We start from the raw sequence: 26,336 nt of genomic DNA, 5'->3' as shown, positions 1-26,336 counted from the left end.
TTTTTTCAAACTAGCCTAATAAAAGCCTCTACTTCCGGAATTGCATATTACAAAAAAACAACCTTTAGAAAATAGCCTTTCGAAATGAATTCGCTTTCAATTATAAGGAAATATTTTACCCGGGTTTAGAATATCGTTTGGATCGAACAATTTCTTAATGGACACCATCACATCTAATGCCGGACCGTGCTCTTCCTTTTGAAATTTAATTTTTCCAATCCCTACTCCATGTTCTCCAGTGCAAGTTCCTCCTACACTCAAAGCATATGATACCAAATCTCTATTAAACTGATTTGATTTTGCTATTTCCTCTGGATCATGGGGATTATACAACAAGGCAGTATGAAAGTTTCCATCTCCCACATGTCCGAGAACTCCTCCATCCAATCCATATGTATCTAATTGATTACGTGTATATTCAACAATTTCCGGTAGTTTAGAGATTGGAACACACACATCCGTGCTTAGAATAGAAAGGTTTGGATAGCTATGGCTAAAAGCATAATGGAGATCATGCCGCGCCTTCCATAAATGCGCACGTTTTAAAGAATCTGTTTCAAATACAAAACTACTGCATCCCATGTCTTTGACGATTGTTTGTACAAAGTCAATATCCTCTTCATTTCCTGATTGATTACCATGGAATTCAAGAAAAAGCGAAGGTTCTTCTGGGAAGTCTGTTTCACTGAAATGATTGACTTGTTTAATGCTCCTTGCATCTACTAATTCTATTCTTGCTATCGGAATTCCTGCCGTCAATATTGCCGCCGCAGCATCAACGCAGCTTCTAATCGTTGGAAAAGTACAACGGGCAGCTGTTATATTTTCGGGAATACCGTGGAGCTTTAATATGATTTTTGTAAAGATCCCTAATGTACCTTCTGAACCGATGAAAAGACCGTTTAAATGATATCCAGAAGATGATTTCTTTGCCATGCTGCCCGTTTCGATGATACGCCCATCTGCGAGCACAACCTCCATGTTCAAAATCTGATCCCGCATCACTCCGTACCTGACCGCAAGTGTACCACTAGCATTCGTTGCCGCCATTCCTCCAATAGAAGCATCCGCTCCTGGATCTACAGGGAAAAATAAACCGTATTTCTTCAATTCCTCATTTAATTTGAGGCGTGTCATTCCTGGTTGTACCGTCACAGTCAAATCTTCCGGCTTTATTTCAATAATGCTTGCCATTCGTTCAAAGCTGATCGAAATTCCCTTTTTAATCGGAATGGCTTGTCCTTCAAGACCAGAGCCAGCTCCATAAGGGACTAGCGAGACTCTATGTTCATTCGCAAAGGTGACTATTTTTTGTACATCCTCTGTAGACTCTGGAAAAACTACTACATCCGGTTCAATCTTCGCATGATGAGATTCATCGCCTGAATGATATCTTAGAATCGTTTCATTGATGGAAACTTTATGTTGTTCTAGCAAAGCACGTAGATTCTCGTATAAATTCATTCAACTCCCCCTTTTTAAAAAACGAATTAATTAAATAATAGCATATTAGATTTGCCAAATGACTTCGTAAAATAAAAAAAGCATTGAAGAGTATTACTCCTCAATGCCTCTTTATCAATTATAATTTAACAACGTTAGCTGCTTGGTCGCCGCGGTTGCCTTGAGTGATTTCAAAGCTAACTTTTTGACCTTCTTCAAGAGTTTTGAAGCCATCGCCAGTGATTGCTGAGAAATGTACGAATACGTCTTCTCCACCTTCAACTTCGATAAAGCCAAAACCTTTTTCTGCGTTAAACCATTTTACTGTACCTTGGTTCATAATTAAAACCTCCAAAAATTTGTTACTTAATAGCGATATAAACAAAAATTCACATGCTTTTACGGATAATATTATCAACAATATAATCCGTAAAAACATGTGAATTATAAGATTTAATATATATTAAGCTTAAAACTAATATTACCATCTTTCATATAAAATAACAAGGCGTTTATAGAAAATCATTTTTATAAGCTCATTCTATTATCGATGGTTAGAAAAAGAACATATGAAACTTTTACTAAAAAGGTCTTATTTATCTTTTCATTTTTCCATTTGATTCTTGAAATCCAAATTTGCAAAAGGATACACTATTATTATAATTAAAAAGAAACTGAGGATGCGATGAAATGAATATTTTATATATTGAGGATGACACGGAAATTGGCTCGTGGCTACATAAAGATTTATCGGATCGAGGTTATAATGTGACATGGCTGAAGTCAGGTGAAGGTGCTATAGAACAAATGAATGAAATGGACCTCGTCATTCTAGATATCATGTTGCCGGGTTTGGATGGATTTTCGATAGGCCAGCGCCTGAAAAAAGAGCATCCTACCACACCAATACTTTTACTTTCAGCTAGAACCTCAATCGATGATAAGCTCCAAGGCCTCCATTTTGCTGATGACTACGTGACAAAACCCTTTCATCCCGACGAGCTTGCCGCCCGGGTGGAAGTATTATTAAGACGATTTGAAAAGATCTCCGCTCCATTTATACAGCTCTCACACCTACGAATATACATACCTGAAAACCGAGTTTTGGATGTAAGAACAAATACTGAAATTCCCTTGACTGCGAAGCAATTTTTTATTTTCAAGTATTTGCTTCGTCATCCGAATCAGATTTTAACGAAAGAACAAATATACGAAGCCATATGGGAAAATCCGTATTTAGATGGAGATAAAACACTAATGGTGCATATTCGACACCTTCGCGAAAAAATCGAGGAAGATCCGAGCAACCCTCAAATTATTGAAACCATCCGAGGAATCGGCTACAGGGTGAAACAATGAAATTACATCATTCTTTACTCGCAAGATATTTGTTTATTATTGCAGTTGCGTTATTACTGTGGCCATTCGTCATACCAATCTATTATATTCCCTCCATTTTTTTTAATGAAGATATGAAACTGAGAGCGAACTATATAGATACGAAAAAGTTTGAACAAATGTGGCACACGGAAGCCCTCAAGCTAAATGGAGAAAACGAGGACAAGATTAACAAAAAGCTTCGTGCATTAACAAAAGAGTATCCTAAAGTTGAAATCTTCTGGGTTGACGCTACTGGAAAAACAAAGCTGTCCATTGGAAAACAGAGCATTCCGGAACAATGGACAGAAGCCAGGACGATACAGTTTATGAAAAATAGTACTGGGAGTGGCCCCTATACGATCATTGAATATATTGGCGATGACCCAAGTCAAGGCTTTATGGTATTTCAGATACCATCCGAACTTACGGAACCATTGTCGGCAAACTTTATCGATGACAAATATTTTATGGTCTACGGCATTGCAGTGTTCACTTTGTTTCTCGGTATATCATGGCTGTTTTTCTCTAAAATTCGGAAACGTCTCGTTAAGCTTCAAAATGCTATGACTACCGTCGGCGCAAGTGGAATTCCCGAAAAGGTTATAATCCGAAAATTAGATGAAATCGGCCAGTTGGGGCAAGCCTTTAATCATATGATTGATGATCTAATGAACAGCAGGAAGCGGGAACAAGAGGAAGAAGCACTCAGAAAGCAGTTGATCGCTAATATTTCTCATGATTTGAGGACGCCGCTTACTACAATCCGAGGACATGCCCATTCTTTACAAAAAGAAGACCTTTCTCCAAATGGAAAGGATTCCCTCCTTTTAATTGAAAATAAGGTGGATATGTTAAGCGCGCTGCTCGACAATCTCCTTTCCTTTACTTTATTGTCAGCGGGTAAATACCCGATGCAAAAAAGCAAAACGGATGTGCATCGGGTATTGCGTACTTCTGTCGCGAGCTGGTATCCGATATTTGAAAAAGAAGGTTTCGACGTAAAGATTCATTTACTGGAAAAGTCCGTGTTGTGGAATATCGATCCACATTGGTTAACTCGAATATTAGATAATCTTTTTCAAAACATCATTAGACATGCGAATTCCGGAAAACACGTAGGCATCTATTCCGAAGAAAAAGACGGAAAACTGATAGTTAGAATTGATGACAAAGGACCGGGCATGGATGGCGGCTCAAACGAAAAAGGTGCAGGAATCGGTCTTTCCATTGTTGAACTGATGCTTCAGGAAATGGATCTTACTTGGGATATGATTAGTACATCAGAAGGAACAACCATTTTTCTTTACGAAACAGTTCTTTAATATATTAGGCGAAAATTTTCTCTAAGAAAATTAAACGAAATTTAAACTGAACCCTACCTTTTTATTAACCTTCGCTGGTTAGTATGAAAGCAGGGTTATTTGTTGTTCACCCTATCCATTAACAAAAAGAAAGGTTGTTCGATATGTCGAAATTAATTTTCAAGCGTTGGCCTCAATGGATTGGATATCTTGCCGTCATCTGGTCCTTGTTGTACGGAAGTATGCACCTATATTGGCTGTTAGGAGGAACGGGGTACCCATTTCAACTGGAAAGAAGCGATGATCATTTATTCGCTGCCATGCTTACCTATCTTTCCCAAGCAGAAGGTGGTGTTCTATTCGTGATTCTTTGTCTCTTAGGAGTTTGTTTTGGCCTTATCATGCAAAGCAATAAAAAGGCCCCCATCCCTCATTGGCTCTTAATCGGCTATTCTTGGAGCTTTGCCATTAGCTTAATTCTTTTTATTCCGGATATCAATCTGATTGCGGCTATGGCGTACGCATTTCTATTTAAATTCGCCTTCAACTGGCAAATGGGGAATCAAATTATTTGTATTATAGGGGCACTTCTTTGGATGTTAACCGCAGTAGCTTATCAGCGAAAAACCCGTAATGCATGTGAATATTGCGGAAGAACAGAGAATGAAGGAACGTTCTTATTGGTGCGAATAGGTAAATTACTTACCATTATCGCAGCTCTTGCACCTATTCCATATGCTATCACGCGTTTTGCTTGGGCACTTAATATTCCGCTGGGAGTAAGTTCACAATTCCTAGCAGACTTTTCAACATTGAATGCTGCGGCACGATTTACAGAATGGGCATTCGGATTTTTATGCGTAGGTGGCAGTATCCTTACTCTCGGTTTGATTCAAAAATGGGGCGAGATCTTTCCACGTTGGTTCCCGTTTATTGGCGGAAAAAAAGTTCCCATTATGCTTGCTGTTATTCCGGCTACTATAGTGGCGCTTGCAGTTACCTCTGCTGGATTTGTTTTTACGTTCCAATTTTTCAGCTTAGCCTTGCACTTTACTACAACCGAAAGCATCATTTTTGAGCAATTGTGGGGGGCGGTTGGACCAATGGTTTTCTGGGGTCCATGGGGTGTAACTCTTGGGTTGTCTACTATTGCTTACTATTATCGTAGACGCGGTCGATGCTCTTATTGTGGAAGAGGCGAAAAAAACCTTATCCATAAACCGACTATGAAAAGGCAAAACGAGTATGTCCAAATTTAAAGAGAAAACAGCACTCGAACACTTTTTAAGAAACTCAGTGTGGCCTGCTTATGTCGGATGTACTTGGGCAATTTTATACGCGGTCTTCGTCCGATTTTTGGAAGCTGCGGGTGGTGGAATTATTTCTATGAATGGCCAATTTGAAGATCCGAAAGCATTATCAATGGCCAGCTACATCGCTGGAGTTGTGATTATGTTCTGTGGTTTTTGCTTACTAGGTCTAGTCAAACCATGGGGAAAAGTTGTTCCTCGCTGGATGCCGGTGATAAGTGGAAGGAAAATCCACCCGCTTATCATGCTAACCCCTACCTTAATTGGTACAGCTTTTTTACTTGCACATGCTGTAAGTGGAATACTGACTAAGGCATTCTTTTTGTCCCGCATCATTACTATCGATTTCCCTGGATGGATACAATTGAACACTCAAAGCTTAGCGTTATGGGATCTTTTCTTTTACGAACCATGGTTTCTCATAATGGGTTTGCTTGCCGGATTATCGGCCGTTCATTACGCGCTTAATTCTAATATTCGCTTTACGGTCATTAGGAGATTTACAATCTACTATTTGTTGTTTGTTTTACTTCTAATCATACTGTTTGTGATTGGGACGATTTTCAAATTTTGAACGTTTGCCTTAGAGTTCGTAAAGTGAAATCCAGTAAGCCATACACGTTGACAGACCCACATGCTGTGGGTCTGTTCATCTTTATAAAGCTTTTGCTATTTCTCGATTTAATGGCTCTAAATCAACTTCAAATCCCATATCCTCTAACATTTGCTTATCTACCAATCCAGCCTGCCCTTCTGTCGTTAAGTAATCTCCGATAAAAATAGAGTTGGCGGGAAACAAACCGAGTGGCTGCAAGCTTTTTAAATTCACTTCACGTCCTCCGGAAATCCTGATTTCTTTTGTGGGATTCATAAATCGGAACAAGCATAACACTTTTAGGCAATATCGTGGGTTCAATTCGTTCGTACCCTCAAGTGGCGTCCCGTCAATTGCATGCAAAAAGTTAATTGGAATTGAATCTGCATCCAAGATTCTCAAACTGCGAGCCATATCAATGACATCTTCAAGCGATTCTTTCATGCCAATAATGACACCCGAGCACGGTGAGATACCTGACTTTTTAACAATTCCCACTGTATTAACTCTGTCTTCGTATGTATGCGACGTTGTAATATTCGAATGATGGTTACTAGATGTGTTGATATTATGATTGTATCGGTCTACCCCAACCTCTTTCAATCTCGCAGCTTGTTCGGGCTTCAAAATTCCAAGACAAGCACAAATCGTCAAATGTTTGTATTCCTCTTTTATTTCCTTCACTGCGCTAGCGACAATCTCTAATTCACGATGAGCCGGTCCCCTGCCGCTTGCGACAATGCAGTATGTTCCCGCATTCAACTGTGCCGCTCTTTTGGCGCCTGCTATGATTTCATCTTTTTTCATCATCGAGTATTTTTCAATCGGAGCCTTCGAAACGATGGACTGAGCGCAGTAACCACAGTTTTCAGAGCATAAACCCGATTTCGTATTGATGATCATATTCAATTTTACTTTTTTTCCATAGTGATGTTTACGTACTTGAAAGGCTGCATGCAACAACGTTAACAGTTCTTCGTCAGGACATTGTAAAACAGATAATGCTTCTTCGTCCGTGAGTTCTTTTCCTGCCAAGACTTTTTCTGCTAAATGATCAAATTTAATCATATTTAAGCCACCTAATAAGACCTTTTCACAATCTTATGCATTCTATGAGCAAACATCCCCGCCAAAACGGCAAGAAACATATCTTTTGGAAATGGAACAGCCATCCACACCCAAGCTACCTTATAAGAAAATGCAGACGGAGCAGCTGCCCACACTTTATAAGCTACATACATTAAATTCGTTCCAATTAAATAGCTTACGATAGTTCCGATTAAAGCCGCGATAATAAAAGAATGAAGCTTGTTATTTTTTTCAATGACTTTCCCTGTTACATATGCCGTTAAAATAAAAGATAGAATAAATCCGAATGTTGGGTTAAGGATTTGGGCAGGCCCTCCCATAAACTTAGCAAATACCGGAGCACCCACAAGACCAATAAACATATAAACTGCCATCGAAATTGCACCAAGACGACTCCCTAAAAACGCTCCCGCTAATACAGCAAAGAACGCTTGCAGCGTAATCGGCACTCCCCCTATCGTCATGAAGGGAATAAAAGAGGTAATATTCGCCCCAATCATCATTAGTGCAGAGAACATGCTTACATACATCATATCTACAGTTCTTAGCTTATTATTTGTTTTCACTGTTGCAGTACTCATCTTTTCACCTCAAATTTTTACTATAATAAGAGAATAATAGTATGGTCACTATATGTCAACCTAATTATTTTATTGGTTAACATATAATTTTTTGTAACGAAATAGATATTCATGGCACTAATATTATGAAGAACTTAGGGGGAGGACAACATGAGCGAGTTAGAAAGGCTATATAAAGAGATTCAGCCAAAAATTTACGCCTTCTTCTATATAAAAACATCTGATAAATCTGCTGCAGAAGATTTAACGCACGATGTTTTTTACGAAGCAATTAGAGGAATCCATTCCTTCTCTGGCAAATCCACGCTGCAAACTTGGATATTTTCCATTGCAAAAAATATATTGCGAAAACATTATCGTTCAAAAAAATATGCGACTGGCCTTCAAGAAAAGCTCACTCTTGATGTCCCTGAACTTCCAAACACCCCCGAGGATGTATATATAACGAAGGAAGGCCAAGTTAATCTATTGCAAAAAATCAGCAGCTTGGACGAAATCCAGCAAGAAATCGTAACTTTACGCTTATACGGAGAATTATCTTTTAAAGAAATTGGAGAACTCATAAATAAAAGTGAAAATTATGTTCGAGTGACATTTCATCGAGCGAAACTACGACTTCAAAAAGAAATGGGGTTGAACCATGAATAAAGATTGTGCGATTGTAGAAGATCTTCTGCCCCTTTATAACGAAGGATTGCTTCAAGACGAAACAACTGAATGGGTAGAGGCACATTTAGAAAACTGTGAGAGCTGTCGGGAACTCGCCCTCCTCTCAAAGGAACCAATTGAAAAAGAAAAGATTACATCTACAATCGATACGGAAAATATGATTAAGAAAATAAATTTAAAACTCTCTATTTATCAAATTATTTTTGTCGCGATTTCGTTTATTTTTGCGATTAAAACATCGTTGTTGCATGAAAGTTTTGGGTTTATATTAACCTATCCTATCCTTGGTTTGATTACATTTTTATTTTACAGACGATTTTTGATTGTAACAGTAATTGCCTTTTTACCGAATTTTATTTGGTCCATCATTGATATTGCAACAGATGCCCCCATTACATTTGATGCTATCATTGGTTCCATCTTCCTTGGTGTTATTCACTTAAGCTTCGCCTTGGTCGGAAGTGTAATTGGCTTGCTCGTTCTAAAAATTAGAGAAAGAGGTCCAGCATCATGACTAAAATGAAATGGTTATATTTGATACTTATTATTATTCTAGTCGTCCCCATTTTATTTTTTTACAATGCTTTTAATGGGAATCCAGTGTGGAAATACGTTTCAGAAAGATCAGTGAAGCTCTATTTAAAAGAAACATATCCAGGACAAGAATTTGTCATTCCCGATGGATTTTACAATTTTAAGGTGAGTGGTTATACGTATGATGTTAGAAAAATTGGTGATGGACAACAAAAAGAGTATGAATTTAACGTTACTGGTTTTTGGAAGCCGACTGTCACATATGATGGAATCTATTATGATAACTTGGATCTGCCGCTCATGGATAAATTAGGGGAAGAGGCATCAGCTGAGCTTACGGAACTACTGACAGATAAAGTCGGGCGAGTTATCGAAATGAGCGTGCAAATTGAAGTTTTAAAAGGAACGTATAGTTCAGATACGAATTGGAGTAAAGATTTAAAGCTGGAAAAACCGATCTATATCCATCTTATCGTGGATGCGACAAATCGGAGTAAGGACGATGTTTTAAAAATGGTTCGTTCTATTCAGCAAACTCTTAATTCAGAACACTATAATTACAGTGGAGTCAGCTTCAATGGAAATTTATTTGATAATGAAGTAATTGAAAAAGACAATCTAGGCTATGTAAAATATTATGTTGGTTTTGAAAAAAATTCGGACATCAAGCTAAGTGATATCGAAGAATACAATCAATAGAATTTTAGGAGATGATTTATATGTGGGAAATTCCATTTTATGCTATTCTAATGCCAATCATTACAATCGCATTTTCATTCATTGGCGCTGTAAAACTGAAAAATTACTATTTGGCCCCCTTAATGATCTTTATCGGCCTGAACGTTTTGACCATCGTTTTGCCGATGACTCAAAACGTTGGATGGCAAGCTTTATTTGGATGGGCCGCTTTTTATACAGCTGTATCGCTTATTATTTCATTAATTATTTGGCTTGCTAGAAAAAGAAACATCCAGTCAAAAACAGTTTAAAAAAGGGAATCCTAGCAAATATCATACCGATTTCTCAAGATAATGACTTTTTGATTGTAGAAAAAAACTGAAACTATTAAAAGTTAACATCGTATAAATAGGAAAGGGGTTTCTGCGATTGGAGGAGTAATGGATGGTATGGTTAGCATTTTTCATGGCCGGATCGGCTTTATCACTCGTATTCTTAGAAATGGAGAAAAGCAAAAAACTTGTTAAAAAAATCGAAGAATTAGAAAAGAAAATTCTGTCATAAGATAAGACAACGCTCAGAGATACTCTGAGCGTTTCAATTTATTTTATAATACGATTAATATTTTAAAAATTTTACACAGACTACTTCTGGAACCTCAACTTCTGAATTAAGCTTCGTTAATTTTCCTGTCTCTTTATCCCTTGCAAATAGCACAAGATTCCCTGTATGTTGGTTAGACGCAATCAAGAAAGATTCACTTGGATCTAATACGAAATCTCTTGGCCACTCCCCGCCTGACGAAGTTTGTTCAACAATTGAGAGTTCTCCAGTATCCGTGTCAACACTAAAAACAGTAATGCTATTATGTCCACGATTTCCGGTATAAACGAATCGACCATCTGACGAAATATGGATGGCACTTGCATCATTCGTTTCCGTAAATTCTTCAGGAATCGCTTTAATATATTGTTTTTCTGTAAAGCTACCGTCTTCAGCATTATAATTTAGCACGACTACTTCAGAACTAAGTTCCGTTAATAAATAAGCTACCTTTCCATTCGGATGGAAAGCAAGATGACGAGGACCGCTCCCTGCTCTTACGGCTAATGTATTTACTTTTTCGAGCTTTTCATTTTCAACTTTATATGTAACTACTTCATCTGTTCCAAGATCAGCAACAACGACAAACTTTTTGTCTGGAGTAAAAGCTGTATAGTGAACATGCGGTTTTTCCTGGCGTTCGTGTGGACCTGTTCCTTCATGCTTTGAGACAGAAGATGCTGGTTCTACACCGTGACCATTCGTTTTGTACAGCTCAACGGTCCCTTCGTGATAATTGCCCGTTACAAGTTCATGCTGAAACACATCTAAATGACATGGGGATGCTCCTTCTTGCACTTCTATATTTAACAAGCTTAACTCCCCTGTTTCAGAATCCACAGAAAATGCCGCAACTCCACCTGACTTTTCTTGCTGTGCTACGGAATATAAATAACGGTTTTCTTCACTGATCGTCAAATAAGTAGGGCTGCCAACTTTTGCAGCTGCTTCTACATTCATCAGTTTCCCTTTTTCTGTATCAAGAATAAAGCAATAAATACCTTCACTCGATTGTCGTGTATAGGTTCCTGCATAGCCTATGTATTTTTTCCCCATAATCAGTCTTCCTTTCAAAATTTTCTGTTACTATTATAACACGAACTATAACAAAAGCATTTACCAGCTTTTAATGATTAATAGTATCTTTATATATTAGAAATCACTATGCAAATCATTTAGCCATATTCGCTAGAATAAGTTTGAAAAAGGAACATCGGAAAACGGTATCCAATGTTCTTCTTATATTAAATCCCGGTCGTTAAAAACAATTATTCTTCTACTAAATATCCAACTAAATTCGGGAACAACGCCACATCGGTTAAGTCTGGAATTTCTGACGTATTCCATATATTCCGATTAATACTTATTCGTGCAGCCGATGTTATAAAATCGCTGGTCCACGTATCACTAAATGCTGTCCCTAATATTCGTATAATCATTTCAATCGTTTTGGAAGTTCTCCATGTACCGCTTACGGCAACTGTTACCTGTTTAGCAAGAATATTTAAACTACTTTCTAACCACATACCAATCCCAATTCTAATTGAATGTTTTCCTTTAGCATCCCAAAAATGAAACTGATAATTCCCTTCTAAAAAGTCAAAAGCAAGGAATGTCATCTTCGCTTCATTGTGTTGTACCTCAAAACGTCTTCCGGACCAGTATTTGATATGAGGTGAGGTAATTAAGAAGCTTGGTGGATCATAGTGCTAAGGAATTAGCTTTTTTTCCAACTTAAATTGAGAACTATTAGATGAATCTGATATTCCAGGAAGCAAATGTCACCATACTAAATCGAGTATTTTTGCCATATCCATCGTACCCGCAGTTGTGGCAACGACTGCATTTTGTTAAGGCAGAACTACACAATATTGACCGTATGCTCCACTCGCACGAAATGCACCATGCAGCCAACGCCAAAATTGATACCCATATCCGAGCGCATCATCATGCTCATCGCCCCATGTATGAACTAGTTTTTTTGTTGCTTCTTCGACCCAATATTCAGGTATTATTTGTTGCCCGTCCCAATTTCCTTTTTGTAAGTAAAGTAAACCAAATTTGGCCTTATCCTCTTTGAAAATTTTCATCCTTATACCGCCATAATGGATTCCTTTTGGACAACAGATTGTTGTGACCTCGCCCATTCCTAGTGGCTTACATAAACGAGGGGTTAAATAATCAAGATGCTTCATGCCGGTAGCCTTTGTGATAATGGCAGATAACATATAAGATGCACCCGTATTATACACAAAGTGAGTACTGAATAGGAATAATAAAATTATTACAATTTACTTGTAAAAACGTAAAGGGGACACTACTTAAATTGAAATGTCTCATTTTAAAGTTCTTTTAAAAGATTAAGTTCAGCTATACTCTGAAATTTAAACAGATAATAAGGTTGTTTAAATCCTTGTGAAGCTAAAGCTACCCTTTAGTTTTAGTAATTCCCATCACAAAGTTTATCAATAACCACTAAAAATGAAGAAAGGCTTCATCGGTTTAACAGTTTGGCTACTGGTTACAACTTTGACCAAATATATTTCGCTGAAATATATGATATAGCGAGGATGATCTGGGAGGATAAAACAGAAAGTGAGTTTATTCGCTACGTCAATGAAGAAAAATCCGTAAAAATCCATTAGGATTTATTAAATCAAAATTGAAAGAAGCATGGGAGTTTTATCAGGCTGAGTTTTTAATTACTTTTGCAAACTTAAAGCCGAGCCAAAGAAGGACAGGGCGAACGGAAGTTGTTCCTGAATGGTTTAATAGTCAGGATGAACCCCAAGAGACTCCCGAATTAACGGAAGAATTACAAAAGTAAAAACGAGAGTTACTTGCTAGAATTGGGCTTTCTCCTGAAGAAATTGAAAAAAAGATGAAAGAAAATAGTTAAAGAAAAAACCACCCTTAGGATCGTGGCAGATCAGGGTGGTTTCTTTTGCAAATCACTTTGAATAGCTTCCTTGATTATATCATATCTTTTATACCAACATTGTATACACTTAGTGTAACATCATATTAATATACATTTTTGGGAAAAAGGGAAGGAAGTTGTGAATAAAGGAGAGGAAATAGCAATTATTAATGGAGATACTCTATTTTTAATTGGATCAATAGCAATTTTTTTCCTTATTGCTCAAATTCATTCCTCCCTACCTTTGAAAAACTTTGAAAAGAATCCTTTCTTTTTTTCATGACTAACAGCAATTTCTCTTTTAGCTTCTTGGATCTCCCTAATTGATTGGAGTAATTTTTGATCTCTTTCCTCTAATTTTGTATTTATGTATTCTTGCTGTTTTTGGATAGTTTCAAGGAGTGACTGATTAAATTTCTTTTGTTCTTCCATGTCTTTTTGCAGTTGTACCAATACTTCGCTGGCGTTTACAGTCATCTCTCGTTCATCATGAGTCATGGGTATGTTCATAGATCTAAGGGCATCTTCAATATCTTCTAAACGCTTGCCTTGATCGTATAAGTCTCTGATATTTTTTATAAATGAAAGAGACTCACTGGCAACCAAATAGATTTTACCTCTCTTTTTCAATTGCAAATGGTGTCCATGGTTTCTTATGTATCTCCTGATCGTAGCACTTGGTATGCCTGTTTGTTTTTCAACATCGGTTACGTATAACCATTTATCGTTCATCAGGCATGCACCCTTTCATACTGTGTTCATCGTTCTATTATTCTATATAGAACAAGGAATTTCTTTGTTCTTGCTTATGAACGTACTCACATAATGGTCATATAGCGACTTGATTTTCTCTCTATATAAAAATAGCCTTGATTTTTCTTTTTAGTGTAGAAAAATCAGGGCTATTTTTATATAGAGGGACTGTTGAAAAATTCAACAGTCTAGGATTTGTTTTATGTTTTTGTTCCTGGTGGAGTTACAGGTGGTATCTTCAAGAAAAGATTGCTTTGCCGATCATATTGATAAAGCCATTGTCCCAAGGCTACTCCATATGTAACTATAGCTATAGGACCAAGTAAATTTTTAAACAAAGCCATGGTTAATTTTTTAGCACCGATGCTTCCAGCAACACCAGCAATAACTGCACCTACACCTGTGCTAACTTCAATATTCCTCATAGAATCTACTGATTGAGCGTAATCATTAAACGCTTTATTACTTAATGGTATTCCAGTTTTCGTTCTACTTGTAACCCAATTCGCGGTTGCCTTTCCAGTAGAATAGTTTCTTGTATAGTTTATATTCATAACGCTTACTAATGAGCGATTGCTAGATGTAACAGCGTAAATACCTACATTAAATTTATCGCTTCTTGGAATATTTGGTATAGAAATGTCTTTATCATCTTCGTTTGTTTCCCTAAGATCTAATAGAACGCTTTGTTCTGTAACTCTATTATTCTCTACAGAAGTATAAAAATCTTCTATCAATTCTCCCTTTATATTATTTGCAAAATCAAAAACTTCTGTATGTATAACTGTAGTTCCATCATCAAGTTGATTAGTTGTCTCTATATAGTATAAAGACTCGCTTTCACTGATAATTGTGTATTCCATAAGATTTTCTTCATTTTTAATGAAATTAATGTTTGCGCCTTCATTTATTGCACTAGCATTTACCTTATGATCTTTAACATTACCGGAAAATACAAGTCCGATAGATAATGCGCATATCGTAGATGTTATTAAAACTTTTTTCAAAAACTCCCTCATACCCCCACATCCCTTTCGTTTTTTACATTGTACACCATAAAAGGAAGATTGTGTATATGTATTTAAGAGATTATACCTATTAACATCTGCCTATTCATGACTTTTTAGTGAAAGAATAGTTTGCTACGAGAATAAATAAAGAGATGGTCATAAGGAAAATACCTGAAATGAATCCCCAATACCATTCATCAAACATTGCACCTATAAAAGATATAGTGGAGGTAAAAAAGAAAAGGGAGGAAATTATCCGAAATACCTCTTTAATAAAATAAATATTGATCACCATAGTAAAATAAAGTATGGATAAAGTGATAAATATCCAATCTATATTATCAACTTGAGTACACACATATGCATATAACACAGTTGAATATAGAAAAGTGAAGACTTTCCATTTCATCATAAGGAATCACCTCTATTAGATAATATATAGCTGTATACTTTATAATACGGTAGATAGCAGGATAATGTTTCAGATATATAGGAATTTTTGGACATTACTTTATCTACTAGGTGGTAGACTCTTGATATTTGAAAAAAGGTTTGGCGCCACTCCTGGGAGTGGCCACCTAATCTTTTTTAAAGTTCCAAGACATTTGACTTCTTTTTTTGCCCTCTATAACGCTGTTTTTCCTTCTTTTCATGTTCTTTAGCTTCATGTTTTTGAGCTTGTTCAAACGCTTGCAAAATACCACCAAGCAAACCATCAACATTTTTAAGCACTTTTAGTTGGTTGCCATCGAGCAACGGTGGCTGATTACTTTTAACAGCATTCTCGTGTTTTTCTAATTGTTCTTTAACAGTTTCATGTGATTTTTTGATTTCACTGATTGGTATAACTCTACCTGCAGGGTCGTTAAATCCTTTCAGTTCTAATACCAATTCAATCAATGTTCCAATTTTTATCATATGGTATCGAGGTGATGAGTCCAACTCCAGTATCTGTTTTCCCAACAATAAAATAGTAATGACCATCTCTGATCACTAATGAACCAGGTGGTTGTTGCTTCTCTTCTTCCGTTAATTGTAATTCAGGTGCATACTTGATACGAATATCTTTAAACCTGTAGATTTCCTTCCATCTTTCGAAGTTAATATTTTCTCTATTTAATATAGCTTCAATTATTTGTTCAGCATCCTGTAGTACAATTTCATAATTATACGGATAGAGCAATCGAATTTTTTCAAGTGACTTTCCAATGTGATCATTGTGGTATAACTCATTGAATGCAATGGTTATTTGAAATGTTCTATTTTCTAAAACATGATATATCCTCAGCGCTGCAATATGCTTGCTATTATCTACTAACTTGTCAAAATTCCAACCTTTATAAGTATTTTTAATTTTCTTCAATAAAAAAAGGTTTGATATTGAACAATTAAATCCGTCATTATCAAGATGCTCAATTATATAGTCCTTACTATATGCTTCTTTCCGCAATTCTTCCCCGTAATAATAATCAAATGAGATCTGATGTAATGTTTTTTTATATTCCTTTGAATACGGATACTTGTAATTTTCTTTAGCTTCCTCGGTTTCAGGAATTCTAAATCTTGCATTTTTGATTAGGTCATACATTTTAGAAGTGTGGTCTACAAATGCTAGTTTCTTCGTCCCCATAATGTTTATAGATATTTTATCATTCCATACTTCTAATGTTACTTGTTCCTCTTTATCCATAAATTCCCACCCCTAATACTGCAATAAATTTCCTTAATTATAACATTCATTATTAAAGTAACTTGTCCGTTAGTGACATAAGGATTTTTAAACAACATTATTATTTTTTAATGACTTTATTGTAAATTAAACAACTTTATTATCTCTGTACAAGTACCCGGCACATGAACAATGGGCATATTTAGGAATTCCTTTACCCAATCATCGCTCTTTTTAAAAAAAGGGGATGTATCCTGTCCTGTTGTCATTGTAAGTAAATGATACACCGTAAGGTTTTTCAAATTTGTTTCAATATCCTCTGTCATATATTCTGGAAAAAAGGAAATGACAGAATCATCCAATGAAAGTTTTCCTTCCTCCACCGCTAGTCCAATAGCGGTAGAAGTGAAGTTTTTACTTAAGGAATTAGTAATATGTAGTTGTTCCTTAAGATATGGTGACCACGTTCCTTCAGCAATGACACATCCGTTTTTCAAATAAAGGAAACTATGAATCTCTAATTCCTCCGATTCCAGTGCGTTTATGAAATCTAGGATTGATTTAGAAGATACATGTTGTTCTTCAGGTTTACATCTAGGCAAGTTCATTTGGATCATCATTCCCCTTAACAGGCTTAAATAGTGTCCATTCCTTTATAACTGTGGATGAATACTACCCGTCACTTTTAATTTCACACGTTCAATTTCTTGAAGATATTCAAGTGCACATTCAATAAAGAGTTGGGCCATTTTCTCACCTTTTTCAAATGTTGCCTCCTCTGGGTAACCCCAATATCCATCTTCGGTAATTTGAGTGACATCGAAATAGTCCATAAAAGCTTGGGGTGTAAAATCGGTATTCGTTTGGGTTCTTATTTCACCAACATAATTTTTATGTAAATAAAGCATTAAAGATGTTTCCATTTCACCTGCATGCAAATCGTTTTCCGTATGTTTAAATATTTCACCATGTTTATAAATGGCAAGACCTGAATCCAAAAGAATGACTTCAAACGAATTCAATTCTCTATTTAACGACCTAATTGTCGGTTTAATAATCCAATTACCTCCATGCCAATTTAGTATAATCAACTGTTTAAACCCGGCGTACTGGAGCGATTCCGCAATATCCCTAATAATAAGCGCCAAAGTGTCTGCTTTAACGAAAACCGTTCCCTTTCCTTCTCTATGTTCGATGGAAGAGGTGATCGGGATCGCTGGTAGAAGATAAGTCCCTTCAAGTTTTTCGGCTATTTGTCTAGCAAAATATTCGGCAAAAATAATATCTGTACCGACGGGAAGATGGCTCCCATGCTGTTCCAATGCTCCGACTGGTAGAATTGCAATCGTACAATTTGAATCGTAGAAATCTTTTTTTGAATTGAACATACTTAACATGCAATTAACCTCCAACGGAAAAGGAGCGGACATTAACATCCGCTTCCTACTCCCCCTATATTTAGATACAATGTAAAGAACTTAAACTGCAAATCAACGGGTATCCCACTAGTCGAAACTTTTATTGATTCCAGGAATTCATAAGTCTATTGGCATTTTCCTCAAGTTCCAATCTAGCATCCGCAGATATTTTATCTTTTTTATTATTCATATGTTTTAAGAAATCCTGCATAAATTTTGTCGCCAGCTTAATCGATCCCTTATTTAAATGATGCTCTGCTTGCTTTAAACTATTTTCTAACTGCTTTGTTAGAGGACTTCTTAATTTTCCCGTAGCAATGTATTGATCTATTAATTGATTCATGTATTCTATTTCATCTTCCAAACCATATTGGAATGCTCCAATATCAGGTGCATCTCCTGCAAATCGGTTCGAAATTCCTTGTATAATAGCACCCGCACCTATAGCAGGCGAGTCTTCTGAGGCAATGCGAAGATCCATTAATAAAGAGTTTTCAGGATAATCAGCAAGCGGTGTTAAGTTTAGGATGGGATCTCCCCAAACACCATTTTCTTCCTGACCCGTAGCAGCCCTAAATTCCTCAAGTGTATCGAATCTTGCATTATTAAGAGGATCTCCTTGTATAGTGCTCCATTTATAAACTGTTCCTTCTGTTAGCTTGGAAAATCCCAGATTATAGTCAAATACATGATTTAAGTGCCACATATTCATGCCATAATTATAGTTATCACTATTTATGATGCGTGTTTCAGCTAATAAGATATTATTTTTATAAACAATATTATTTGTTTTAGCTGGTTCACCCCGATAAATAACACCGTAGGTTGTGCCAGTTTTTTGAACAAATGTATTGTTGTAGAAATATAGATTTCTAGTTTCCCCACGTACTCCGGTATTTAGTTTCGTACTTCCCTGATGAGCTCCATAAGCTGAATTTCCTACAAAGAAAATAGGTCCTGGGTAAACTGGTGCTACCGAAATAGAGTTTTCTGACTTTCCAATATGGTTGTGGAAAACCCTCGAATTAACTGTAAGACCATCCATTTCGATGCCATCATCTTTTACGTTGTAAATAATGTTGTCATAGATATCCATATTTTGATTTGGATACGTCAACAACAAATCCGGTTCATCTTGACCAAGAACAGGATCACTATTTTCATCACCCGATGGAGCTATCCCATCTACCACCCCGTAAATAATATTCCCACGTATTGTTGTAAATGCTCCTGGATTATCATCTTGCTTAATTCCAAAATAAGTTTGTCTATCATTAGCCGTATTGGAATTCCCTGGACCTTGCGTATCTGTAATCGGCTCATGATCTTCGTCGCTTAGTACATTATTCATAATTAAATGGCCACCGATTCCCGGCATACTCCCTTCATCGCTATGATGAATGTGAATATTTCCATGATAAGTGGTTGGACCGCCAATACTATCGTGAATATCACTATTAACAACCACATCGTAGTGAGACCCTCTAATTTGTACTCCTATGCCGGCCTCATTGTGTACTTCTAAATTATTTACAACGATATAGTTGGAACGATATAATTTTACAGGTCCTTCTATCAAAGGCTTGTCCTTTCCTTGAGAACCAATAAGAATTGGATTTGCCTCTGTACCAGATTTACCTTCAAAATTTGCTGAACTATATACACCTGTTGGATCTAGTAAGATATGATCTCCTGGTTTTGCATTTACAATAGCTGCATCCAATTGCTGCTGGTTGCCCACATTTACTGTTTTTGTAGCGACCGGAAGTGTATATTCAGGTTTTGTTTTGACTGTTGTAAAATACTCAGTTGAACCTTGGGAACCATTTACAACTATTTTAACGTCATAACTTGTATCCTTTTTTAAATCAAACAAACTGGTCGCCATATGGTTTCCATCGTATTTTGTGAAAGAGTGGCCTTCCCTGTAAATAGCTTCTGAAGATTTTTTATAAAAAATAGAAGCCGTTTCATCAGTGATTAGATTATCAAATTTTATATCGATACCGGCTGTTTCAAAATTACCGTATGTTTCTATGCTTATAAGTTCTGTAGCGCTGATATCCTTCTCCGCAAAAAACGATGATGGATATATCGCAAACATCAACAATGCAGCCAACACGACACAAGTAAAACGTGATATATAGTTACGTCTTCTTTTTAACATTGAAACAAACACTCCAATCCCTACGTAATAAATATGGTTGGCAAGCTTTTTTTTACCCAGTCTTACAGAACATGATAATGTGCTTATTCCAACACATTCCTCCTTAGCGCGTATAAACTTACCTATTATGCTCCTGAAACTCTCGGCATAGGCATGGATTCTTTTCCTAATTCCGCCCATATATATTTAAGAAATAGTTGCTGTTTTAATTCTTGATATTCCGACTTATTCCATAGGTTATGATACTCATCCGGATCATTCTCCAAATCGAATAACTCGCCATATTCTTGATTGTAATAGACGGTTATTTTATACCGATTATTTACATAAGTCTTTTGATGAATGGCGGTAGGCTCATGACGAAATTCGCATATGATATGATCTCTTGCCACGTCTTTTTCATTCAGCCAAACTTCCCTTTGGTCCACCCCTGTCATTCTATAAGGAACCTTAATACCTGCAAAAGATAGGAATGTCGGAGCCAAATCAACCAATGATTGCATGGCAGGCGATATTCTTCCTTCCGGCACTTTGCCCGGATATCTGACGATAAATGGAAGTTTAATTAAATCCTCATAATGGAACCCACCTTTATATTGAAGCCCATGTTGCCCAAAAAAGTGTCCATGATCAGTTGTAAAAACAACAATAGTTTCATCAGCAATTCCAAGTTCATCTAATTTATCGAGTATCTTGCCAATATACTTATCCATCATGCTAACCATTCCGTAGTACGTCGCAGTTAAGTTTTTGCGGTGTTCATCCGTCACCATATGGGAATGGTAACCATGTGACCCGTACCCTGTTTCAACATAATCAGTAAAATCTGGTTCTTCTTCTTGCGTTTTACCGAAATGCGGTGGATTTTGATCATGCTCCCCTTCCAGCCCCTTTGGAAGGGTTACCTTCTCCGGATCATACATACGATCCCAGGGTTTTGGCACTAGATAAGGTGGGTGCGGGTCGAAAAAACTCGCCCAAAGGAAGAAGTTTTCATTGTTCTTTGCAAAATCTTCCATTTTATGATTTGTTCGCTCCGCAATCCAGGTATTGTAGTGGTACTCTTCTGGAATCGGCCATGAATATTTTGTTTCCGCCCCCATTGTGCCAGTAGGTTCTTCAAAGTAATCCCGCCAGTTCTTACAACCATTTTCCTCCATCCAAATAGCATAATGTTGTCCTACATGCGCTTCACTTGTATGATTTCTAGCTATTTCTGGATCCTCAAATCCATAAAATAGATCTTTAAAATTTTTCCAAAAGTCCAAATCCTGCAATATAGGATCGGCCTCCAAAGATGGAAATTCTTCGGATGAAACTAAAGGCTGAAAATGTGCTTTTCCAACTAAGGAAGTTCGATACCCATTTTGAAGAAACTCGTCTCCGACAGTTTTTCGATCCTCTAATAGTTTAGTGCCGAGCGTCCACGCTCCATGTTGACTAGGATACATTCCAGTAATAATGGAAGCCCTTGTCGGTGTACAAGTAGGGTTGGGGCAGTATGCCCTTGTAAATGTAGTCCCTTCTTTTACTAAGCAATCAAGATTAGGAGTTGATAGTTCTGGATTAAAAGCCCCGATCGTGTTCCAATGTTGTTGGTCGCTTGTAATAAGTAAGATATTTGGCTTTTTCACAATTCATCACCCTTTGTATGGAACTCATTTCTCACCAATTGAAATACGGAAAACAGGTATCTAGCGAACTAAAACTAGGAACCATTTACACTTCTAATTAATGAGTTTATTTAATTCCTGTTGTCGCAATTCCTTCAACCAAATATTTCTGGAAGAATATAAAGACAAGGAAAATAGGAAGAATTGATAAGACGGAAATGGCGAATAATGAACCCCAATTCGTAACGCCTGAAGGATCCGAAAACATCCTTAATCCTAGTGAAACCGTAAATTTACTTGCTTCATTTAAATAAATAAGCGGACCCATGAAATCATCCCAAGTCCACATGAAACAAAATATGGATATAGTTGCAAGTGCTGGTTTAGTCAAAGGTAAAATAATTCGCCAAAAGATACCAAATGTACCGGCTCCATCGATTACTGCTGCTTCATCAAGTTCTCTGGGAATCCCTTTAATGAACTGAACTAATAAAAAAATAAAAAATGCATTTCCACCTATAAAAGCCCCGATTGTCAGCGGATAAAATGTGTTTACCCAACCTAATTTGTGAAATATGATATATTGGGGAATTAATGTTACCTGACTCGGAAGCATCATCGTTGCAAGGAGAATCGTAAATAATGTTCTTTTAAAACGGAACTGCAATCTTGCAAAACCAAATGAAATCAATGTTGTTGAAAATAATGTTCCGATTAAAGTAGCTCCAGTTATGATTGATGTATTTAAAAAGAATGTTCCAAAAGTATAACCGCCAAATCCTGCCCAACCTTCCACATAGTTTTCCCACATAAGTTTTGAAGGAATTAAAGAAGTGACATTTTGAAAAATTTCCGTTTTAGGTTTTAACGAGCTTGCAATTGTCCATAATATCGGGTAAATCATGGCGATGCCAGCCGCTATGATAACGAAGTGGAAAATGAGTTCTGATGAAAATTTCCTTTTTGCATACATTTTACTTGTCCTCCCCCGACTCATAATAAACCCATAAGGACGATGACTTGAAAACTAATGCGGTAAAGAAAGCGATAATGACTACTAGCACCCATGCCATTGCTGAGGCATACCCCATTTTAAAGTGTGTAAATCCTTTCTCATATAGGTAGACAGCATAGAATAATGTGCGGTCCAGCGGCCCCCCTTTTGTGATGAGAAAACTTTGTGTAAAAGTCATAAATCCACCAATAATCCCCATAACTAAATTAAAAAAGATAACAGGTGTTAACATTGGAATAGTAATATTAAAAAACTTTGATATCTTTCCCGCACCATCTACGACGGCTGCTTCATAAAGTTCGGTTGGAATTTGCTTTATTCCCGCTAGGAATATTAACATCGGTGATCCAAACTGCCATATGCCAAGGAGAACTAATGTGTATAAAGCATAATCAGGAGTGGAAATCCATGAAACACCTTCAATCCCAAAGTAAGCAAGAAAGCCATTAATAGCACCTTCTTTACCAAATAACTGCCGCCACATAATTGCTACAGCTACACTGCCTCCCAAAATGGAGGGGATATAATATACGGTGCGATATAAAGAAACTCCCCGAAAGTTCCTTGCAAAAAGCAATGCTACAAAAAGTGCTGCTGCTAGCTTTAAAGGAATAGAGATAAAGGCAAATTGAAAAGTTACCTTTAAGGAAGTCAGAAATCTCGGATCAGCCGTAAACATTTTTTTATAATTTTCAAATCCAACCCATTTCGGACTTGACAGTAAATCATAATCTGTAAAAGATAAATAGAGTGATGCTATCATTGGACCAAGTGTAAAGGCCAAAAAGCCAATTAAATACGGTGAGATAAATGCATATGCAACGGCGTCTTGTTTCCACCTCGACTTTTTAGGTCTGGATGGGTTCAATGATTGAACTTTGCTTTCTTTCATAGGCACTGATGTTTCTACTTCCACCCTACATGCCTCCTCTTTACTTTAGTAGAATTCCATAAAAGGGGGAGATCCCCCTTTTATATTAATTATTGCTTTGTAAGATATTGACTGCTTCTGGTCTAAATTGTTTTGCCATATCTTCAGGTTTTAATTCACCATAGTTTACTGCGTCGGAAAGCCGGTTAAATAAATCAGTAATTTCACCACCTCCTGCTGGTCCAATAACAGGGGCAGCAACAGTATAATCTTCTACCGTATCCATATATTCAAATAATTGTTTGGTTACATCATCTAGTTCAGGCGCCATCCCTTCCCTAATTTTAGATGAAATTGGAACACCACGGTCGGCCATTAAAATTAAATTCGCTTCCAGGCTATTTGTCATGAAATCAATAAATCTTGCTGCTTCTTCTGGATTCTGGGAATTTGCAGAGATTGATAGATGTGTAGCTGACCCCGCGGTCTGTCCCGGCAATCCGTTTGGTACGGAAGGATAGGTTGTCATCTTTAATGACCTTCCGGAGGCCTCTGTAAATGCCGCCAAAGTATTTGCTGGGCCAACTGCCATTGGTGACTTTCCAAGAACAAGGAATGAATCTTCTAACCCTTGGATTCCAGCCTCGTCTTCTGCTGTAGTAGAAATTCCATTATTCATTAATTCCAACCAGTAATTGTAGTAATCTATAAGAAGTTGATCGTCAAAACCTAAATCAGTAAAGTCCTCATTATAAAAATCTTGTCCATTCTGTCTTAAATACACAGAAAAGGCCTCTGAATTGTTGAAGGTTGTTATACCAAAATAACCTTTACCAAAGTTATCTTTAATTTGTTTAGACATGTCTTCCATTTCCTCATATGTGTATCCCGGCTTTGGTTCTTGCACCCCTGCTTTCTCAAACATAGCTGGGTCATAGAACATAGCACTATTAGATGTACCTAAGCTTACAGAGTATATATGGTCACCTATTTTCCCAATTTCTTTTAGGGCAGGTTGTACATTATCAAAATTGATAATCCCGCTGTCAATATACTGCGTTAAATCCACCAAGAGACCCCGATCTGTATATTCAGCAAGATATGCGGAACTCATTTGAACCAAGTCAGGCATATTTTTACCAGCAGCACGTGTCGCCATCTTCTCCCAGTATCCATCCCATCCCGAAAATTCAGCTTTGATTTTTATATCAGGGTTTTGCTCTTCAAAAAGCTTGATGGCTTCCTGTGTACGGTCGTGACGAGCTTGTTCTCCCCACCAAATAAAGGATAATTCAACAGGCTTATTATCTTCCCCTTTGGCTGTTTCGCCATTTTTCCCATTTGCGGAATCCCCCCCACTGCTTCCTTGATTCGTCTTCCCGTTACTGCTACACCCAATAATAAGGCACATCATTAAAACTAACATAACCGTAAAGTGCAACTTCTTTTTTAATACTCGCATATTAAAGCCTCCCCTTTTTATTGTTTTTAATCTTAATTTATTCAAACAGCTATTTAGCCTTAAGACCAATTCCAGAAGAAACCTTCTTCCCTCTTCCTTTTTTTACAAGATGATGCAACCCCTCCGTCGTATACCATGGGTCATTACTTGAAATTGGCAAAGGTATCCTTTCACCAGTAGTTGCCGATTTATAAATGGCTGTAATAATCTCTATGACTCGCCTTGCTTCTTCACCATTTACTAATGGTTCCCGGTCATTTTTTATGGCTTGGAATAAGTCATTTACGGGGCCTGTATGTCCAAGATGTCCCACCTGAATTTCACTAGCTTTATTTTCTAGATATTTTAGACCTTCCCTATCTTCCAATGGAAAGCCACCTTCATTTTCTTTAAGCGCATGGAACTTAAGTGGAATGCTTATTCCTTTATTTTCCCCTGAAATATTAAATCCCATTGTATTAATGACTGAGCTCGAGGTCCCATTGACTTGTCCAATAGAACCATCTGCGAATTTCAGTGTGGCCATTGAAAGATCCTCTACATCGATATCATGGGAAATTGTTTCCATTTCTGCATAGACAGTTTCAACCTTACCAAGCAACCAGATAAAAATATCCAACAAATGAATTTCTAGATTAATCGTTGCTCCACCACATTCTGTTTCCCACTTTCCCCGCCAGTCTACTTCGTAATAGGAATCCCCACGCCAATAAAGCGCATTCAGTTGACTGAAAGTAATAGGATTTAACATTCCAGATTCCATAACATGCTTAACTTGCAAAAAGTCTTTTTCATACCTACTTTGGAAAGCAATGGATAACTTCCTATTATACTTTTTTGATGCCGCTATCATTTCGTCACATTCTTGCAAGGAAGCAGCTAGCGGCTTTTCGCAAAGAACATGTTTTCCATGTTTTAATGCCTCCACCACAACTTCTTTATGCGTGTACGGGGGTGTGCATATTGAGACAACATCGATATCGTTGCGGGATAAAATGTCTTTATAGTTTATATATATTTCTGTTTCTTTATCAATATAGGAAGCTAGATGATTGGCTCTATCTGCACTTACATCACAAACCGCTTTGATTGAACACTGATGGCTGAATTGTTGATACGCCTCTACATGGGCGTAAGAGATCCCCCCACTGCCAATAATTGCAACTCCTAACTTTTCTCCCACATCCAACCCTCCTCCCTTTGTTACCGTTTTCATATTCATGCCATGAGAGTAGAAATTCACATTATTCTATTC

29 protein-coding genes are annotated in these 26,336 nt (G+C 37.0%); 9 read left to right on the top strand and 20 right to left on the bottom strand.

Annotated features, from left to right (window positions below):
• Positions 1-96: 96 nt before the first annotated feature.
• On the bottom strand, positions 97-1,464 hold the full coding sequence (locus KHA96_RS10420; protein WP_213129233.1) for an FAD-binding oxidoreductase: 1,368 nt from the start codon (positions 1,462-1,464) through the stop codon (positions 97-99).
• A gap of 118 nt (positions 1,465-1,582) precedes the next feature.
• The gene (locus tag KHA96_RS10415; protein WP_213129232.1) at positions 1,583-1,783 is read right to left on the bottom strand and encodes a cold-shock protein; all 201 of its coding nucleotides are present in this window, start codon (positions 1,781-1,783) and stop codon (positions 1,583-1,585) included.
• A gap of 350 nt (positions 1,784-2,133) precedes the next feature.
• On the opposite strand from KHA96_RS10415, the gene KHA96_RS10410 reads away from it, so the two are divergent.
• The 4 genes from KHA96_RS10410 to KHA96_RS10395 all read left to right on the top strand — a co-directional run bounded on the left by KHA96_RS10410 (position 2,134) and on the right by KHA96_RS10395 (position 6,008).
• Positions 2,134-2,802, top strand: a complete 669-nt coding sequence (locus KHA96_RS10410; protein WP_213129231.1) for a response regulator transcription factor — start codon at positions 2,134-2,136, stop codon at positions 2,800-2,802.
• Positions 2,799-4,145 (top strand): HAMP domain-containing sensor histidine kinase, encoded by a 1,347-nt coding sequence (locus tag KHA96_RS10405; RefSeq protein ID WP_213129230.1) that lies wholly within the window; start codon positions 2,799-2,801, stop codon positions 4,143-4,145. Before KHA96_RS10410 ends, KHA96_RS10405 begins: the two co-directional genes overlap by 4 nt.
• Positions 4,146-4,288: 143 nt before the next feature.
• A complete protein-coding gene (locus tag KHA96_RS10400; protein ID WP_213129229.1) occupies positions 4,289-5,383 on the top strand; it encodes a hypothetical protein in 1,095 nt (364 codons plus the stop codon).
• On the top strand, positions 5,370-6,008 hold the full coding sequence (locus KHA96_RS10395) for a DUF3995 domain-containing protein (RefSeq protein ID WP_213129228.1): 639 nt from the start codon (positions 5,370-5,372) through the stop codon (positions 6,006-6,008). Before KHA96_RS10400 ends, KHA96_RS10395 begins: the two co-directional genes overlap by 14 nt.
• Positions 6,009-6,089: 81 nt before the next feature.
• Here the strand turns inward: KHA96_RS10395 and bioB are convergent, their stop codons facing one another.
• On the bottom strand, positions 6,090-7,097 hold the full coding sequence (bioB, locus tag KHA96_RS10390; RefSeq protein ID WP_213129227.1) for a biotin synthase BioB: 1,008 nt from the start codon (positions 7,095-7,097) through the stop codon (positions 6,090-6,092).
• Between the two features lie 11 nt (positions 7,098-7,108).
• Positions 7,109-7,699, bottom strand: coding sequence for a biotin transporter BioY (locus KHA96_RS10385; RefSeq protein WP_213129226.1), 591 nt, complete (start codon positions 7,697-7,699; stop codon positions 7,109-7,111).
• Between the two features lie 150 nt (positions 7,700-7,849).
• Here KHA96_RS10385 and KHA96_RS10380 point away from each other — a divergent pair, with 150 nt between their 5' ends.
• Genes KHA96_RS10380 through KHA96_RS10365 form a run of 4 tightly spaced genes read left to right on the top strand, consistent with a single transcriptional unit; the run spans position 7,850 to position 9,891 of the window.
• The gene (locus tag KHA96_RS10380; protein ID WP_213129225.1) at positions 7,850-8,347 is read left to right on the top strand and encodes an RNA polymerase sigma factor; all 498 of its coding nucleotides are present in this window, start codon (positions 7,850-7,852) and stop codon (positions 8,345-8,347) included.
• Positions 8,340-8,882 (top strand): zf-HC2 domain-containing protein, encoded by a 543-nt coding sequence (locus KHA96_RS10375; RefSeq protein WP_213129224.1) that lies wholly within the window; start codon positions 8,340-8,342, stop codon positions 8,880-8,882. The genes KHA96_RS10380 and KHA96_RS10375 overlap by 8 nt, the downstream gene beginning before the upstream one ends.
• On the top strand, positions 8,879-9,601 hold the full coding sequence (locus tag KHA96_RS10370; protein WP_213129223.1) for a YfjL-like protein: 723 nt from the start codon (positions 8,879-8,881) through the stop codon (positions 9,599-9,601). The genes KHA96_RS10375 and KHA96_RS10370 overlap by 4 nt, the downstream gene beginning before the upstream one ends.
• 20 nt (positions 9,602-9,621) lie before the next feature.
• The gene (locus tag KHA96_RS10365; RefSeq protein WP_213129222.1) at positions 9,622-9,891 is read left to right on the top strand and encodes a DUF2651 family protein; all 270 of its coding nucleotides are present in this window, start codon (positions 9,622-9,624) and stop codon (positions 9,889-9,891) included.
• Positions 9,892-10,198: 307 nt separating this feature from the next.
• On the opposite strand, the gene KHA96_RS10360 is transcribed toward KHA96_RS10365, so the two are convergent.
• From KHA96_RS10360 to KHA96_RS10350, 3 genes are all read right to left on the bottom strand, one after another.
• Positions 10,199-11,239: a lactonase family protein gene (locus KHA96_RS10360; RefSeq protein WP_213129221.1), complete on the bottom strand. Its 1,041-nt coding sequence runs from the start codon at positions 11,237-11,239 to the stop codon at positions 10,199-10,201.
• 212 nt (positions 11,240-11,451) lie between these two features.
• Entirely contained in the window at positions 11,452-11,802 is a 351-nt protein-coding gene (locus tag KHA96_RS10355) for a hypothetical protein (protein ID WP_213129220.1), read from the bottom strand.
• 231 nt (positions 11,803-12,033) lie between these two features.
• Positions 12,034-12,435: a serine hydrolase domain-containing protein gene (locus KHA96_RS10350; RefSeq protein WP_349305727.1), complete on the bottom strand. Its 402-nt coding sequence runs from the start codon at positions 12,433-12,435 to the stop codon at positions 12,034-12,036.
• A 410-nt stretch (positions 12,436-12,845) separates the two neighbouring features.
• Between KHA96_RS10350 and KHA96_RS10345 the strand changes: the two genes are divergently transcribed.
• A complete protein-coding gene (locus KHA96_RS10345; protein WP_213129218.1) occupies positions 12,846-13,010 on the top strand; it encodes a hypothetical protein in 165 nt (54 codons plus the stop codon).
• A 321-nt stretch (positions 13,011-13,331) separates the two neighbouring features.
• On the opposite strand, the gene KHA96_RS10340 is transcribed toward KHA96_RS10345, so the two are convergent.
• The 13 genes from KHA96_RS10340 to KHA96_RS10280 form a co-directional block, all read right to left on the bottom strand.
• The gene (locus KHA96_RS10340; RefSeq protein ID WP_213129217.1) at positions 13,332-13,835 is read right to left on the bottom strand and encodes a DUF3967 domain-containing protein; all 504 of its coding nucleotides are present in this window, start codon (positions 13,833-13,835) and stop codon (positions 13,332-13,334) included.
• A 221-nt stretch (positions 13,836-14,056) separates the two neighbouring features.
• Positions 14,057-14,863: a hypothetical protein gene (locus KHA96_RS10335; protein WP_213129216.1), complete on the bottom strand. Its 807-nt coding sequence runs from the start codon at positions 14,861-14,863 to the stop codon at positions 14,057-14,059.
• A gap of 106 nt (positions 14,864-14,969) precedes the next feature.
• Complete coding sequence (locus tag KHA96_RS10330; protein ID WP_213129215.1) at positions 14,970-15,278, bottom strand: hypothetical protein; 309 nt, start codon at positions 15,276-15,278, stop codon at positions 14,970-14,972.
• A gap of 176 nt (positions 15,279-15,454) precedes the next feature.
• Positions 15,455-15,784 (bottom strand): hypothetical protein, encoded by a 330-nt coding sequence (locus KHA96_RS10325; RefSeq protein ID WP_213129214.1) that lies wholly within the window; start codon positions 15,782-15,784, stop codon positions 15,455-15,457.
• Positions 15,759-16,556 (bottom strand): hypothetical protein, encoded by a 798-nt coding sequence (locus KHA96_RS10320; protein ID WP_213129213.1) that lies wholly within the window; start codon positions 16,554-16,556, stop codon positions 15,759-15,761. The genes KHA96_RS10325 and KHA96_RS10320 overlap by 26 nt, the downstream gene beginning before the upstream one ends.
• Before the next feature lie 116 nt (positions 16,557-16,672).
• Positions 16,673-17,143 carry a serine hydrolase domain-containing protein gene (locus KHA96_RS10315; protein WP_213129212.1) on the bottom strand — a complete coding sequence of 157 codons (471 nt, stop codon included), beginning with the start codon at positions 17,141-17,143 and terminating at the stop codon, positions 16,673-16,675.
• Positions 17,144-17,188: 45 nt separating this feature from the next.
• Complete coding sequence (locus KHA96_RS10310; RefSeq protein ID WP_213129211.1) at positions 17,189-17,932, bottom strand: creatininase family protein; 744 nt, start codon at positions 17,930-17,932, stop codon at positions 17,189-17,191.
• A 121-nt stretch (positions 17,933-18,053) separates the two neighbouring features.
• Entirely contained in the window at positions 18,054-20,120 is a 2,067-nt protein-coding gene (locus KHA96_RS10305) for an FIMAH domain-containing protein (RefSeq protein WP_213129210.1), read from the bottom strand.
• 125 nt (positions 20,121-20,245) lie between these two features.
• A complete protein-coding gene (locus KHA96_RS10300; RefSeq protein WP_213129909.1) occupies positions 20,246-21,757 on the bottom strand; it encodes a sulfatase family protein in 1,512 nt (503 codons plus the stop codon).
• A 103-nt stretch (positions 21,758-21,860) separates the two neighbouring features.
• Entirely contained in the window at positions 21,861-22,706 is an 846-nt protein-coding gene (locus KHA96_RS10295) for a carbohydrate ABC transporter permease (protein ID WP_213129209.1), read from the bottom strand.
• Position 22,707: 1 nt separating this feature from the next.
• The gene (locus KHA96_RS10290) at positions 22,708-23,640 is read right to left on the bottom strand and encodes a carbohydrate ABC transporter permease (RefSeq protein ID WP_213129908.1); all 933 of its coding nucleotides are present in this window, start codon (positions 23,638-23,640) and stop codon (positions 22,708-22,710) included.
• Positions 23,641-23,725: 85 nt separating this feature from the next.
• Complete coding sequence (locus KHA96_RS10285) at positions 23,726-25,081, bottom strand: ABC transporter substrate-binding protein (protein WP_213129208.1); 1,356 nt, start codon at positions 25,079-25,081, stop codon at positions 23,726-23,728.
• A 49-nt stretch (positions 25,082-25,130) separates the two neighbouring features.
• Positions 25,131-26,264, bottom strand: coding sequence for a Gfo/Idh/MocA family protein (locus KHA96_RS10280; RefSeq protein ID WP_213129207.1), 1,134 nt, complete (start codon positions 26,262-26,264; stop codon positions 25,131-25,133).
• Positions 26,265-26,336: the final 72 nt, after the last annotated feature.

The sequence above is a fragment of the Bacillus sp. FJAT-49711 genome (genome assembly GCF_018343715.1).
In the GTDB taxonomy this organism is placed as follows: Bacteria; Bacillota; Bacilli; order Bacillales; family Bacillaceae_C; genus Lederbergia.
Note: the sequence above shows the minus strand (reverse complement) of the source record. Positions and strands in the feature narration are given on the sequence as shown.